The sequence below is a fragment of the Nocardioides sp. DN36 genome (assembly GCF_055380375.1).
This window is the reverse complement of sequence record NZ_AP043823.1, coordinates 1,445,710-1,460,116: the sequence shown is the minus strand read 5'-3', so window position 1 is coordinate 1,460,116 and position 14,407 is coordinate 1,445,710. Positions and strand designations below refer to the sequence as shown.

Genomic DNA, 14,407 nt, shown 5'->3' with positions numbered 1-14,407 from the left:
AGTAGGATACGGCTGTGAACAGCAAGCCCGGGCCCGACCCAGCCGTCGCCGCTGCGGTCGTGCGGGCCCTGCGGACCTACTCGGGCGCGGTCGACACCTACGTCGAGTCGATGCGGCACGCCCACGAGATGCACCGCACGGACCTCTCCGCCCTCGCCGTCGTCATGGACAGGACGGCCCGAGGGGAGCCGGTCACCCCGCGTGAGATCGGCCGGGCCATCAACCTGAGCACGTCCGCGACGTCGGCGATGCTCGACCGGCTCGAGCGCGTCGGCCACGTCCGGAGGATCCCGCACCCCGAGGACCGTCGCTCGGTGGTCATCGAGATCACCGACTCCGCACGCCGGGCGGGCCGCGACATCTTCGGCCGGCTCGGTGCCGCGACCGAGGCCGTGATGGCGAACTACACCGACGACGAGCTGCGGCTCGTGACGCGGTTCCTCGACGATGTCGCCCGCGCCTCGCTGGAGGCGCGCCCCTGAGGTGTTCCTCAGGCGGGTTGCAGTGCCTCCAGCGTCCCCGTCCGGAGCGCCTCGACCATCGCCGCGTGGTCCCGCTCGGTCAGGTCGGCGTAGGCCTCCGCGAACTCCGCCATCGCCTCCGGCACGGTGTCGTCGTCGCCGAGGTACGCCGAGATCGCGACCGGGTCGCCCGACCGGGCGTGGGCGCGGGCCAGGGTCCAGCCGCACACCTCGCCGTACATCCGCATGCCGGACGGCGGCATCTGCTCCACGACCGCGGAGCCCTTCATGTCGCGCAGCTGCCGGACGTAGAAGTCGCGCTGCTGCCCGTCGATGCCGCGCACCCGCTGCCACCCCAGGAAGATGTCGCTGGAGGCCTGCATCAGCCGCTGCCCGGTGACCACCCGCTCGCCCTGGTTGTCCGGGGCGTCCGGCTCGACCATGTCGGCCGGCACCACGTCGGCGAGCACGGAGGGCTGTGCCTCCTTGACCTGCAGGAAGAGCGGGTCGCGGTCGTCCCGGCCCCGGAGCAGGACGATCCAGCACCGGGTGCCGACGCTGCCGACCCCGACCACCTTGCGGGCCAGGTCGACCGACTCGAAACGGTCCAGCAGGCGCCGACGCTCCCGGGGCAGGCTGGCGGCGTACTCCGTCAGCAGGACCCGCATCCACGACTCGAAGTCGGCCCGGTCCAGGTCGGGCAGCAGCTCGCGCACGGGGACGACCACCGGGGGATCGCTGCGGATCCGCATCGTGCCGTCGACGTTCTCGGCGAGCTTGGAGAAGGCCTTGAGGCTGTCGCTGGCGCGCGCCTTGGCCATGGCGGCGTCGAGGTTCTTGCGCTGCTTGCCGCTCATCTGGTCGGAGATGAGGTCGCGGAGCGCCTCGACCTCCAGTCGCGAGTACCAGATGTCGAGGGTCCGGCTGTGCGCGAACCGCTCCATCGCGTCCCGGTACCGACGTACGGCGGCCACGACGATCTTGCGCCGCTTCGACGCGCTGAAGTCGTTGCCCCGGCCGGCCACGGCCAGGCTTGCCGCGAGCCGCTTGACGTCCCACTCCCACGGACCGGGCAGGGTCTCGTCGAAGTCGTTGACGTCGAGGAGCAGCCGACGCTCGGGGGAGCCGAACAGCCCGAAGTTGGACAGGTGCGCGTCCCCGCACAGCTGCACCCGCAGCCCGCTCGTGGGTGAGGCCGCGAGGTCGAGCGCCATCGCGCGCGCCGAGCCCCGGAAGAAGGTGAACGGGGTGTCGGCCATCCGCGCGTGCCGCAACGGCACCAGCTCGGGCAACCGGGTCTGGGCCTGCTCCTGCAGCAGCGCGGCCACCGCGGGCCGGTCCACGGCGAGCGTGAGCTCGGCCTGGCGGGCAGGTGGGTGGATCTCGCGTGCCGCACGCCCCTGTGCCGTGCGCTCGTCCACGGTGAGGTGACGGTCCGCCTGATCGCTCATGGCCACGACCCTCGCCCGCCGGTCGCGGGGTGTCATCCCCCGCGCCGGGTGAGTCGCGCAGGCCCCCATGGTCCCGGCACGCGGTGACCTTCGAACCTCGCGGACGGACGGGGCGCGGGGGAGGCTCGGGTCGTGCAGGAGGTCCGGATCGACGCCGCTCCGCTGCAGCGCCTCGAGGCGCTGCTGCCCCCGGACCGAGTCCGGCTGCTGGAGAAGACCGCCGAGCGCGCGCGTGGCCTGCTGGCGGGGCGCACCGTGTGGAACTTCAACTCCACCGCCCGGGGCGGCGGCGTCGCCGAGATGCTCCAGGTGCTGCTCGCCTACGGTCGCGGGGCCGGCGTCGACACCCGGTGGCTGGTCCTGGCCGGCGACCCCGACTTCTTCCAGATCACCAAGCGGTTGCACAACCTGCTGCACGGCTCGCCCGGCGACGGTGGCGTCCTCGGCCCTCAGCAGCTCGCCCACTTCCTGGAGGTGAGCCGGGCGAACGCGGCCGTGGCACTGACCCTGGTGCGTCCGGGCGACGTCGTGCTCCTCCACGACCCCCAGACCGCCGGCCTCGTCGCCCCGCTGCGGGAGGCGGGCGCCCGGGTGGCCTGGCGCTGCCACATCGGTTCGGGCCTGGTCACCCGCGAGACCGAGAGCGGCTGGTCCTTCCTGCGCCCGATGATCGAGAGCGCGGACGCGTTCGTCTACACCCGCCCGCAGTACGTCCCGTCGTGGCTGGACCCGACCCGCGTGCACGTGATCGCCCCGTCCATCGACCCGTTCAGCACCAAGAACGCGGCCATGGAGCCCGTCGAGGTCGCTGCTGCCCTGCGCCAGGCCGGGCTGGTCGACCTGCCCGCCGACGCCGGCAGTCTCGTCTTCGGGCGGCGCGAGGGCGTCGCGGGCAGCGTGCGCGAGCACCACGACCTGCTCCTGGGGGACGACCCTGTGCCACGGAACGCCCGGATCGTGCTGCAGGTGAGCCGTTGGGACCGGCTCAAGGACATGCAGGGCGTGCTCACCGGTTTCACCCGGCACCTCGACCGGCTGCCGACCGACGCACACCTGGTGCTCGCCGGTCCCGAGGTCCGCGGTGTGGCCGACGACCCGGAGGGGGCCTCGGTCCTCGCCACCTGCCGGTCGATGCGTGACCAGCTGTCGGCCGCCGCCCGCGCCCGCGTGCACCTGGCCTGCCTGCCCATGGACGACGTCGACGAGAACGCCCACCTGGTCAACGCCCTCCAGCGGCACGCCGCCGTGGTGGTGCAGAAGAGCCTGGCCGAGGGGTTCGGCCTCACGGTGACCGAGCCGATGTGGAAGTCGCGGGCCGTCGTCGCCTCGGCGGTGGGCGGCATCGCCGACCAGGTCGAGGACGGCGTGAGCGGCCTGCTGCTGGGCAACCCGGCGGACCTCGAGGCCCTCGCCTCGGCGGTCGCCGGCCTGCTCGAGGACCCTCAGCGGGCTGCCCGCCTGGGCGCTGCCGCGCACGAGCGGGTGCGCGACTACTTCCTCGGGGACCGCCACCTGGTGCAGTGGGTGCAGGTCTTCGAGGACCTGCTGGGTCAGCAGTGAGACAGAAGACCCGGGCCGGCGTGACCGGGGACCCTGTGCCCCATGTCGGGCCGCGACGAGGCTCGACGTGTCGTGATCGCGGGGCTGCCAGGACCCGAGCGGAAGGTTTTCGATGGACGTTGAGCTGACGGCTCCGATCGTCGTGGGTGTGGACGGGACGCAGCAGGGGTTGCACGCCGTCCAGTTCGCCATGGGCGAGGCCAGGCGCGCGGGATGCGGCGTACGTCTCGTCCACGTGCTGCCCGAGCTCGCCGCGACCGCCTCCATCGTGCCGCTGGCCGGCTTCGAGATCTACGACGAGGTGGCACGCAAGATCATGCGGGAGGCCGAGACCGCCGCGCGGTCCGCCTGGGACGGCATGATCCCGCTCGAGAAGGTCACCCGCACCGGACGTCGGGTGCACGTGCTCGTGAAGGAGAGCGAGAACGCGCGGATGGTGGTCCTCGGCCACCGCGACCGCACCCTGCTCGGCAGGGTCTTCACCGCCTCCACCACCACGGGCGTGGCCACCTGGGCCCACTGCCCGGTCGTCTGCATCCCGATGGTGTGGCAGGCGGGCGACCGGGGCCAGGTGGTCGTCGGCGTCGAGGACCCTCGGCACGCGCACGAGGTCCTCTCCCACGCGTTCGTGGCCGCCAGCACCCGGGGCGCCCGGCTGCGCGTGCTGCACACCTGGAAGCTGCAGCGGCCGTACGACGAGGCCATCGTCAGCGCGCGCGAGGCCGACGAGTGGACAGCCTCGCTCGGCGAGCGGCTGCGGGAGGCGACCTCCCAGCTCCGAGCCGCCTACCCGGACGTCGACGTCGACCACGACGTGCGCCACCAGGACCCCGCCGCGGCCCTGCTGGGAGCCACCGAGGGCGCCGACCTGCTGGTGCTCGGTCGCCGGGGGCACGGCATGCCGGTGGGCCTCCCGCTCGGGTCCACGACGCGGGCCCTGATCCGGGAGTCGCGGTGCCCCGTGGAGATCACCCCCATGCACCCGGCGCGGCCGGAGATCGCCGCCGACCTCGCCCTGACCGAGGACGAGCTGTCTCCCCAGACCTGACCACCCCGCGGTCGGCCGAGCGGGTGGCTCTTCGGGACCTTGGTCCCTTTTGACGGTGCCCCCCGCCGGGTTGAGTGGACCGGGTGCTCCCGACCGGGCGCGCATGGTCATCGTGTGGGAGGAACCGATGGAGCCCCGACTCGTCCGCTGGGCGACCGCAGCCGCAGAGCGCCTCGCCGGCCAGGACGCCGCGCGCGAGAACGCCAGAGTCGCCGCGACCGCACTCGCCCGGGGACGTGTGGACCGGATCGAGGTCGAGCACTTCCTCGACCACCACGTGAGCAGCCACCCCGAGCGGGAGCGCGTCCTCGGCCGTCGGGAGCCGCACCGCGGCGCACGGTGAGCGAACGGCCCCTCCCGGGGGGACCGACGGCCCCTCCCGATCGTCAGCACTGCTGGAACGGTGGGGGACATGACCAGTGAAGAGCGCATCGCACGACTCGAGGGCCAGATCGAGGAGCTGCGGACCAGGCAGAGCGAGCTCCACCACCAGCTCGCCCAGGCACAGCTCGACCAGTGGCAGGCCAGGGTGGAGGACCTCGAGGTCCAGCTGCACCTGGCCTCCATGGAGGCCAACGACAGGGTGGAGTCCCTGATGCAGCAGGTGCGCAGCCGCTGGGCGGAGGTGCGCAACCAGCTCGAGGGGGCCACCTCGACGGCCACGAGCATCGGCGGCACCCTGCGCGAGGGCCTCGAGAAGGCGGTCAGGGACCTGCGCCAGGCGCTGCTCGACAGCCGGAACCGGCTCGCCTCCTGAGGACCGGGTGACGCGCGTCCCACGGGAGACGTGCGGGGAATGATTCGCGGCACTCCGGGGCTGACCCGGGGTAGGCAACCCGACCCTGGAGGAGAACGCCGTGAGCAAGATCCTGTTCGTCGTCACCGGAGCGCAGCACTGGACCCTCGCCGACGGGTCCCAGCACCCCACCGGCTTCTGGGCGGAGGAGCTCGTCGCGCCGTACCGCGCGTTCACGCAGGCCGGTCACGAGGTCGTCGTGGCCACCCCCGGTGGCGTGGTCCCCGTCGTCGACCAGGGCAGCCTCGCTGCGGACGCGAACGGTGGCCAGGAGAACGCCGACGCCATCCGCACCGAGCTGGAGAAGATCGACCAGCTCCGGGAGCCGCTCGCGCTCGGGGACGTCGACCTCGACGACTACGCGGCCGTGTTCTACCCCGGCGGCCACGGCCCCATGGAGGACCTGGCGGTCGACCCGACGTCCGGTGCGCTGCTGGGCGCCACGCTGGCGTCCGGCAAGCCGCTCGGGATCGTGTGCCACGCGCCCGCCGCGCTGCTCGCCACCGGCTCCGACGCCGGCGGCTCGCCGTTCGCCGGCTACCGGCTCACCGGCTTCACCAACGCCGAGGAGACCCAGGCCGGTCTCGCCGACAAGGCGAAGTGGCTGCTCCAGGACCGCCTGGTGGAGCTCGGCACCGACTTCGAGGAGGGCGAGCCCTGGGCTCCTCACATCGAGGTCGACCGCAACCTCTACACCGGGCAGAACCCCGCGTCGTCGGCTCCGCTGGCCGAGGAGATGCTCAAGGCGCTCTGAGCGTCAGCGCGGCTCCGGTCCGCCCGTCGGAACCGGCGGGCGGACCCGGATCGCCAGGACGGCCATGTCGTCGTGCTGCGGCTCGTCGCTGAACTCGGCCACGAGCCGCCGCACCCGGTCGGCCACGGCCTGGGCCGGCAGGTGCACCGCGCCCGCCAGCTCGACGTCGAAGGAGTCCTCGCCCAGCATGCGGTTGCCGTCCCGCCGCTCGAGCACGCCGTCCGTGACGGTCACCAGCAGGTCCCCCCGGTGCAGGATGTGGGTCTCGGCGACGTAGGCGACGTGGTCGACGACGCCGAGCAGCGTCTGCGCGGCGCCGAGCTCGCCGACGGTGCCGTTCGCCGAGACGTGGTACGGCGGGGGGTGGCCGGCGTTGACCAGCTCCAGCTGCACCTGCACGCCGTCGGGGCGCAGGATCCCGCACACCAGCGTCATGAACCTGGACCGCGTCCCTTCCTCGAGGATCGCGGTGTTGAGCCGCTCGAGGGTCGCGGCCGGCGGCAGGCCCGCGCGCACCAGGGCCTGGATGGTGTGTCGCGCGAGCCCGGTCACGGCAGCGGCCTCGGCGCCCGTCCCGCAGACGTCGCCCACCACGAAGCACCACGACCCGTTCCCGGTGGGGAAGAGGTCGTAGAAGTCCCCGCCGGCTGCGGCGCCCTCGCCTGCGGGCTCGTAGACGACGCCGACGTCCAGTCCGGGGACCGTCGGAACCGACGGTGGCAGCAGGCTCTCCTGCAGCGCTCGACCGGCCGCCTGGAGCGCACCGTGCGCGCGGGCGTTGTCGATGGCCAGGGCAGCCCGTCTCGCGACGGACTCCGCGACCAGCAGGAGCTCGCCGCGCAGCTGGTCCCCGTGGGCACGCCCCACGGTGAGCTGGCCGATGCGCTTCCCCCGCGCCACCAGCGGGATGCTCGTGGGGGAGTAGCCGACCACCGGGGTCGACCCGTCCGCGAGGTCGTCCACCGGGATCGCCTCGAGCGCCGTCCACAGGTCGTCGACCTGCGTCTCGTCCTCGTGCCAGACCTGCTGGAGACCCAGCTTCCCCCGCTCGTCGGCGAGGTGGATGGCGCACCAGCGACCGATCCGCGGCACCACCACCTGACCCGTGATGGCCATGGTCATGTCCTGGTCCAGCGACCCTGCCAGCAGGTCACCGGCCTCGGCGATGAAGCTGAGCCAGCCCCGCCGCTCGCGCTCGGAGGCCTGGAGCCGGCCGCGGTCGGCCGTGAGGGCGATGGAGTCGGCGAAGCGTTGCAGCCGGGCGGACGCGACGTCGTCGAACCCGCGCACCGAGGTCGACGCCGCCCCCAGGGCGCCGACCAGCTTGCCCTCGACCGTGAGGGGCACGACCACCAGGGACCGCAGCCCGGTCCCGTCCAGCAGCGGCACGTCGTGCTCGGCGAGGTCGGGCACCACGACCGGCAGCGCCGTGCTGCGGGCGTCGGGAGTGCCCGCCGCCCCGCGCGGCAGCCGGGTGCCCAGCAGCCGCTCGGGGAGCCCGCTCACGGCGACGACCTCGAGCTCGTCGTCGAAGTCGTGCGCCAGGAGGACGTACGTCGCGTCCGCCGCGACGGGGTCGCGGACCCGCTCGGCGGCCAGGGTGAGGTAGTCCTCGACGCCCAGCCGGACCAGGGCGTCGGGTCGCAGGCCGAAGGAGGCGGAAGCGGAAGCGGACGCCGGCGAGCCGGCGTCGGCGGAGACCTGCCGGGCAACCGGGGCGGGGTGCTCGAGCAGGGCGCGCTGCGCCTCGGCGACCATGAGCACGATGGTCTCCTTGCCGTCCGCGACCCGGGCGTGCGACGCGAACACCGTCTCGCTGCTCCCGTCGCGGCAGGCCACGGCGTAGCTGCCCTGCCAGCCGTGGTCGCCGGCCGGAGCGCTCCGGTCCTGCGGAGGCCGCCAGCCGTCGCCCCGGTCCAGCAGGTCGGCGTACCGACGCCCGACGACCTCGTCGGACCGCCAGCCGAGGAGGGCCGTCGCATCGTCGTTCCACGCGGTCACGACACCGGAGCCGGAGAGCTCGACGACGGCGACGTGGGTGCGCCGGGCCGGACCGGAGGCTCCGACGGCGGTGTCGCCGCCGGCGGCGCCTGGCTCGTGCCCGCAGACCACCCACACCCGCTTGCCGGTGCGGGTGTACTCCACGCCCCATGCGGTGGAGAGGCTGGTCGTGATCACGAGACCCCGCCCGTGCTCGGAGGTGTCCGGGGGCCGGCCCGGGACGACCGGGAGCTGGTGGCCCGGATGCTGGTCCTCGACGTCGATGCGGAGGTTCCGGCCCCGAAGCCCGAGGGTCAGCCGGGCGGTGGTCCCGGTATGGACCACCGCGTTCGTGACCAGCTCGCTCACGATGAGTGCCGCGGTGTCGGCGAGGTCGTCCTCGCCCCACTCCTCGAGGGTCCGCCGGGTGAAACGGCGCGCGTCGGCCACGGAGGACGCGTCCGCGACGAAGGACTGCTGCGCGCGCACCGGGAATGAGGTCATGGTCGCCTCGGGGGACGTTGGCGGAGTCCCCTCATGGTGACAGACTCAGGTCGACTGGCGACCGAGGAGATCCGGATGCCCACGAGCACGACCAAGAAGACGGATCGGCGCGAGGCCCGGCCGCGCCCCGAGGCCGACGGGGACATGGACGCCGCCCAGCTCAGGAGGCTCCTCGCCGCGCTGAACGCGATGCGTGACGGCAACTTCCGCAAGCGGCTGCCGGTCTCCGGAGAGGGGCTCCTGACGGAGCTGGCGATCGCCTACAACGACATCGCCGACCGGCAGCAGCACATCCTCTCGGAGCTGACCCGGGTGCAGCGCGTCGCCGGCCGGGAAGGGCGACACAGCGAGCGTCTCCAGCCCGGACTCGGCGAGGGCGGCTGGACCAGGTGTGTCGACGCCGCCAACAGCCTGGTGACCGACCTGGTCCGACCCACCGGCGAGTTCGCCCGCGTCGTCGCGGCCATGTCCGACGGCGACCTGACGCAGCGGATGGACCTGCGGCTGGACGGGCAGTCGCTGCGCGGCGAGCCGCTCCGGGTCGCGCGCAGCGTGAACGGCCTCGTGGACCGGCTCTCGTCGATCGCCGACGAGATCACCAGGGTGACGCGGGAGGTCGGCACCGAGGGCAAGCTGGGCGGCCAGGCCCGCGTCCGCGACGCCGACGGCAGCTGGAGGGACCTGATCGACGCGGTGAACACGATGTCGTCGCGGCTGACGGCGCAGGTGCGCGACATCGCCCTCGTGACGACCGCAGTGGCCGACGGCGACCTGTCCCACACCGTCACCGTCGAGGTGTCCGGCGAGATGGCACAGCTCAAGGACACCGTGGACCGGATGGTCGACCAGCTGTCGTCGTTCGCCTCCGAGGTCACCCGCGTCGCGCGCGAGGTCGGCACCGAGGGCCGGCTGGGAGGCCAGGCCGACGTGCGAGGCGTCTCGGGCACCTGGAAGGACCTCACCGACTCGGTGAACCTGATGGCGTCGAACCTGACCAGCCAGGTCCGCGGCATCTCCTCGGTCGCGCAGGCGGTCGCCCGCGGCGACCTGAGCCAGCAGATCACGGTGAGCGCCCGGGGCGAGGTCGCCGAGCTGGCCGAGACCCTGAACTCGATGACCGCGACCCTGCAGACCTTCGCCGACGAGGTGACCCGCGTGGCCCGCGAGGTCGGGACCGAGGGCATCCTCGGTGGCCAGGCCGACGTGCCGGGCGTGGCCGGCCGCTGGAAGGACCTCACCGAGTCGGTCAACTACATGGCCGACAACCTGACCGCCCAGGTGCGCGACATCGCGCAGGTGACCACGGCGGTGGCCCGCGGCGACCTCAGCCAGAAGATCACCGTGGACGTCAAGGGCGAGCTCGCCCAGCTCAAGAGCACCGTCAACGTGATGGTCGACCAGCTGTCGTCGTTCGCCGACCAGGTCACGCGGGTCGCCCGCGAGGTCGGCAGCGAGGGCATCCTCGGCGGCCAGGCCGACGTGCCGGGGGTCGCCGGGACCTGGAAGGACCTCACCGACTCCGTGAACTCCATGGCGTCCAACCTCACCAACCAGGTGCGCAACATCGCCCAGGTGACCACGGCGGTCGCTCGCGGCGACCTCAGCCAGAAGATCACCGTCGACGTCCGTGGCGAGCTGGCCGAGCTGAAGAACACCGTCAACACGATGGTCGACCAGCTCTCGTCGTTCGCCGACGAGGTCACCCGCGTCGCGCGTGAGGTGGGCGGGGAGGGCCGGCTGGGTGGGCAGGCGGCCGTGCCCGGTGTCTCCGGGACGTGGCGCGACCTGACCGACTCGGTGAACTTCATGGCGGGCACCCTCACCGCCCAGGTGCGCAACATCGCGGAGGTCACCACCGCGGTGGCCCGCGGTGACCTGACGCGCACCATCACCGTCGAGGCCCGCGGGGAGATCCTCGAGCTCAAGGACACCGTCAACACGATGGTCGACCAGCTCTCGTCGTTCGCCGACGAGGTCACCCGCGTCGCCCGCGAGGTCGGCACCGAGGGCCGGCTCGGTGGCCAGGCCGACGTGCACGACGTCTCGGGGACCTGGAAGGACCTCACCGAGAACGTCAACATGATGGCGGCCAACCTCACCTCGCAGGTCCGCAACATCGCCGAGGTCACCACCGCGGTCGCGCAGGGCGACCTGACCAGCAAGATCACCGTCGACGCCCGCGGGGAGATCCTCGAGCTCAAGAGCACCGTCAACACGATGGTCGACCAGCTCTCCTCGTTCGCCGACGAGGTCACCCGCGTCGCCCGCGAGGTCGGCACCGAGGGGATGCTCGGTGGCCAGGCCAGGGTGCCGGGCGTGGCCGGCACGTGGCGCGACCTCACCGACTCGGTGAACTCCATGGCCTCGAACCTCACCAACCAGGTGCGCAACATCGCCACCGTGTCCACCGCGGTCGCCCGCGGCGACCTCAGCCAGAAGATCTCGATCGACGCCCGCGGCGAGGTGGCGGCGCTGGCGAGCACCATCAACGCGATGGTCGACACCCTGCGTGCCTTCGCCGACGAGGTCACCCGCGTGGCCCGCGAGGTCGGCACGGAGGGCATCCTCGGCGGGCAGGCGCAGGTGCGCGGCGTGGCCGGCACCTGGAAGGACCTCACCGACTCGGTGAACTCGATGGCCGGCAACCTCACCAGCCAGGTGCGCAGCATCGCCCTCGTCACCACCGCCGTGGCGCACGGCGACCTGACCCAGAAGACGTACGTCGACGCCCGCGGCGAGATCCTCGAGCTGAAGACCACCGTGAACCGGATGGTCGACCAGCTCTCGTCGTTCGCCGACGAGGTGACCCGCGTGGCCCGCGAGGTCGGCACCGACGGGAAGCTCGGTGGCCAGGCCGAGGTCGCCGACGTCTCCGGCACCTGGCGCAAGCTGACCGAGAACGTCAACCAGCTGGCCGGCACGCTGACCACCCAGCTGCGCGCGATCGCGGAGGTCTCCACCGCCGTGACCCAGGGCGACCTGAGCCAACAGATCACGGTCGAGGCGCAGGGCGAGGTCGCGGAGCTCAAGGACAACCTCAACCAGATGATCGACAACCTGCGGGAGACCACCCGGGCCAACCAGGAGCAGGACTGGCTGAAGACCAACCTGGCGACGTTCACCGGGCACATGCAGGGCGGGCGGGACCTGCTCGACGTCACCCGGCTGATCGTCAGCGAGCTGACCCCGCTGGTCGGCGCGACGGCGGGGACCTTCTTCCTCGGCGAGACCGGCCCCGACGGCGGCCGGATGCTGCGCCGGATCGCGTCGTACGGCCACCGACCGCTCGCGGGCGTGCCCGACGCGTTCGCCTTCGGCGAGGGGCTGGTCGGCCAGGCCGCCGACGGTCGCGAGCGCATCCTCGTCACCGACGTGCCGGCCGACTACCTGAGGATCGCGTCGGGGCTGGGGGAGGGCTCGCCCCTGACCATCGTGATCCTGCCGGTGGTGTTCGAGGAGCAGGTCCTCGGCGTCATGGAGCTGGCGTCGTTCCGGTCCTTCAGCGTGGTGCACCTGCAGTTCCTCGAGCAGCTGATGGAGATCATCGGCGTCTCGCTGAACGCCATCATCGCCAGCTCGCGCACGCAGGCGCTGCTCGTGGAGTCGCAACGGCTCGCGGCCGAGCTGCAGAACAAGTCGGGGGAGCTGCAGACCCAGCAGCGCGAGCTGCAGCAGAGCAACGCCGAGCTGGAGGAGAAGGCGAGCCTGCTCGCCCAGCAGAACCGGGCCATCGAGATCAAGAACCTCGAGATCGAGGACGCCCGCCGGGCGCTGGAGGACCGGGCCGAGCAGCTCGCGCTCTCGTCGCGCTACAAGTCGGAGTTCCTCGCCAACATGTCCCACGAGCTGCGCACGCCGCTCAACTCGTTGCTGATCCTCGCCAAGCTGCTCGCCGACGACCCCGACCAGAACCTCAACGGCCGCCAGGTGGAGTTCGCCCAGACCATCCACAGCGCCGGCACCGACCTCCTGCAGCTGATCAACGACATCCTCGACCTGTCCAAGGTCGAGGCCGGCAAGATGGACGTGCACCCGGCGACGGTGGCCGTCTCCGGGATCGTGGAGTACGTCGAGGCGACCTTCCGGCCGCTCACCGCGGAGAAGGACCTCCGGTTCTCGGTGTGGGTCTCCGAGGACGTGCCGCCGACACTGGTCTCGGACCAGCACCGGCTGCAGCAGGTGCTGCGCAACCTGCTCTCGAACGCCGTGAAGTTCACGTCGTACGGCGAGGTCACGCTGGCCATCCGGCGCAGCACCGAGAAGAACTTCACGACCCCCGCGCTGACCGTCGCCGACAGCGTGCTCGCGTTCGACGTCACCGACACCGGCATCGGCATCCCACCCGAGCAGCTGCGCACGATCTTCGAGGCCTTCCAGCAGGCCGACGGCACCATCAGCCGCAAGTTCGGCGGCACCGGCCTGGGACTGTCGATCAGCCGCGAGATCGCCCGCCTGATCGGCGGCGAGATCCATGTCGAGAGCGAGCCGGACCGCGGCAGCAAGTTCACGCTGTACCTGCCCGTCCAGTACGTCGGCGGGCGCCCGGCCGGGCCGACGGCCCCGCTCGCCACGACGACACCCACGCCGACTGCCCAGCCCGTCGTCGGTGACCGGCTGCAGGAGCACGTCGAGGACGACGAGGGCGACGTACTGCCGGGGGACCGCGTCCTGCTCGTCGCCCTCTCCGACCCCGACCTGTGCCGGGCCGCGGTCGAGGTGGGACGCAGCCACGGCTTCAAGGTCCTCGCGACCGCCTACGCCGACCGGGCGCTGGCCGTCGCGGAGCAGCGGCAGCCCGACGGCATGGTGGTGGGCATGGACATGTCGTCCCACGACGGGACCTCGCTGCACCACCTGCTCAAGCGCCTCGACCGCACTCGCGACGTCCCGATGATCGCGGCGCACATGTCCGCGGCCGCCGAGACCACCCACCAGGCCTGGCAGGCGGGGTCGCTGGACGTGATCGAGGTGCCGTTCACGCGGGCCAAGGTCGACGCCGCGCTGGAGCACCTCGAGGGCTTCCTGGACCGGACCAAGCGCCGTCTCCTCGTCGTCACCGACGACGCGGGCAGCCCGGGTGCGGCCGTGGCGGAGCGCTTCGAGTCCTCGGGCGGGATCGAGGTCGAGATCGTCGGCACGCCCGAGGAGGCCGTGACAGCGTTCGGAGGAGCCCCCTTCGACTGCGTGCTCGTGGACCTGGGGCTGCCGGGCGGCGGCGGGTTCGAGGTGCTCCGACGCGTGCGGTCGCGCAAGCAGCTGCTGCACACCCCTGTGGTCGTCACCGGTGGCCAGGACCTCTCCCCGCGCGACGAGGCCCGCCTCGGGAAGTACGCCGAGCGGCTCACCCTCGCGCGCCCCGAGACCGACGAGGACCTGGTCCGGAGCACCGCCCTCTTCCTGCACCGCTCCGACGTCGCGAGCCTGACCGGGGAGGACCCGGGAGTCGAGAGGGACTCCGAGCGGGAGCAGGCGCTCGCGGGCCGCCGGATCCTCATCGTGGACGACGACGTGCGCAACGTGTTCGCCCTGACCAGTGCCCTCGAGCAGCACGGCATCGACGTGCTCTACGCGGGCAACGGCGAGGAGGGCCTGGGGATGCTCCGGCAGGAGCCTGACATCGACCTCGTCCTGATGGACGTGATGATGCCGGGGATGGACGGCTACACCGCCATGCGCGAGATCCGGAAGATGCCCACGTTCCGGGACCTGCCGGTGATCGCGCTGACCGCCAAGGCCATGCCCGGCGACCGGGACAACAGCCTGACCGCGGGCGCGTCGGACTACGTCACGAAACCGGTGGACGTGGAGCAGCTGCTGTCGGTCATCCGGTCGTGGCTGTCGTGAGCGCGTCCG

General features: G+C 72.4%; 9 protein-coding genes. 7 read left to right on the top strand and 2 right to left on the bottom strand.

Translation table 11 applies throughout. The annotated features are described in order from the left end of the window. Nucleotides 1-14: 14 nt before the first annotated feature. The gene (locus ACZ43H_RS07955) at nt 15-482 is read left to right on the top strand and encodes a MarR family winged helix-turn-helix transcriptional regulator (RefSeq protein WP_464589173.1); all 468 of its coding nucleotides are present in this window, start codon (nt 15-17) and stop codon (nt 480-482) included. A gap of 8 nt (nt 483-490) precedes the next feature. On the opposite strand, the gene ACZ43H_RS07950 is transcribed toward ACZ43H_RS07955, so the two are convergent. Continuing rightward, complete coding sequence (locus tag ACZ43H_RS07950) at nt 491-1,912, bottom strand: DUF2252 domain-containing protein (RefSeq protein ID WP_464589171.1); 1,422 nt, start codon at nt 1,910-1,912, stop codon at nt 491-493. Between the two features lie 132 nt (nt 1,913-2,044). Here ACZ43H_RS07950 and ACZ43H_RS07945 point away from each other — a divergent pair, with 132 nt between their 5' ends. From ACZ43H_RS07945 to ACZ43H_RS07925, 5 genes are all read left to right on the top strand, one after another. Continuing rightward, nucleotides 2,045-3,472 carry a glycosyltransferase gene (locus tag ACZ43H_RS07945; protein ID WP_464589170.1) on the top strand — a complete coding sequence of 476 codons (1,428 nt, stop codon included), beginning with the start codon at nt 2,045-2,047 and terminating at the stop codon, nt 3,470-3,472. A 112-nt stretch (nt 3,473-3,584) separates the two neighbouring features. Continuing rightward, complete coding sequence (locus tag ACZ43H_RS07940; RefSeq protein ID WP_464589168.1) at nt 3,585-4,520, top strand: universal stress protein; 936 nt, start codon at nt 3,585-3,587, stop codon at nt 4,518-4,520. 127 nt (nt 4,521-4,647) lie between these two features. Next, nucleotides 4,648-4,863, top strand: coding sequence for a hypothetical protein (locus ACZ43H_RS07935; RefSeq protein WP_464589167.1), 216 nt, complete (start codon nt 4,648-4,650; stop codon nt 4,861-4,863). Nucleotides 4,864-4,932: 69 nt separating this feature from the next. Then, complete coding sequence (locus ACZ43H_RS07930; protein WP_464589165.1) at nt 4,933-5,277, top strand: sll1863 family stress response protein; 345 nt, start codon at nt 4,933-4,935, stop codon at nt 5,275-5,277. Nucleotides 5,278-5,377: 100 nt separating this feature from the next. Further along, the gene (locus tag ACZ43H_RS07925; protein ID WP_464589163.1) at nt 5,378-6,070 is read left to right on the top strand and encodes a type 1 glutamine amidotransferase domain-containing protein; all 693 of its coding nucleotides are present in this window, start codon (nt 5,378-5,380) and stop codon (nt 6,068-6,070) included. Between the two features lie 3 nt (nt 6,071-6,073). Here ACZ43H_RS07925 and ACZ43H_RS07920 read toward each other — a convergent pair whose 3' ends face one another. Then, entirely contained in the window at nt 6,074-8,554 is a 2,481-nt protein-coding gene (locus ACZ43H_RS07920) for a SpoIIE family protein phosphatase (RefSeq protein ID WP_464589161.1), read from the bottom strand. Nucleotides 8,555-8,629: 75 nt separating this feature from the next. On the opposite strand from ACZ43H_RS07920, the gene ACZ43H_RS07915 reads away from it, so the two are divergent. After that, a complete protein-coding gene (locus ACZ43H_RS07915; protein WP_464589159.1) occupies nt 8,630-14,398 on the top strand; it encodes a HAMP domain-containing protein in 5,769 nt (1,922 codons plus the stop codon). Nucleotides 14,399-14,407: the final 9 nt, after the last annotated feature.

What these genes read in the sequence shown, in the direction of transcription:
- ACZ43H_RS07950 (WP_464589171.1), bottom strand. Translation starts at nt 1,912, where the DNA reads ATGAGCGATCAGGCGGACCGTCACCTCACCGTGGACGAGCGCACGGCA.
- ACZ43H_RS07940 (WP_464589168.1), top strand. Translation starts at nt 3,585, where the DNA reads ATGGACGTTGAGCTGACGGCTCCGATCGTCGTGGGTGTGGACGGGACG.
- ACZ43H_RS07935 (WP_464589167.1), top strand. Translation starts at nt 4,648, where the DNA reads ATGGAGCCCCGACTCGTCCGCTGGGCGACCGCAGCCGCAGAGCGCCTC.
- ACZ43H_RS07930 (WP_464589165.1), top strand. Translation starts at nt 4,933, where the DNA reads ATGACCAGTGAAGAGCGCATCGCACGACTCGAGGGCCAGATCGAGGAG.
- ACZ43H_RS07920 (WP_464589161.1), bottom strand. Translation starts at nt 8,554, where the DNA reads ATGACCTCATTCCCGGTGCGCGCGCAGCAGTCCTTCGTCGCGGACGCG.
- ACZ43H_RS07915 (WP_464589159.1), top strand. Translation starts at nt 8,630, where the DNA reads ATGCCCACGAGCACGACCAAGAAGACGGATCGGCGCGAGGCCCGGCCG.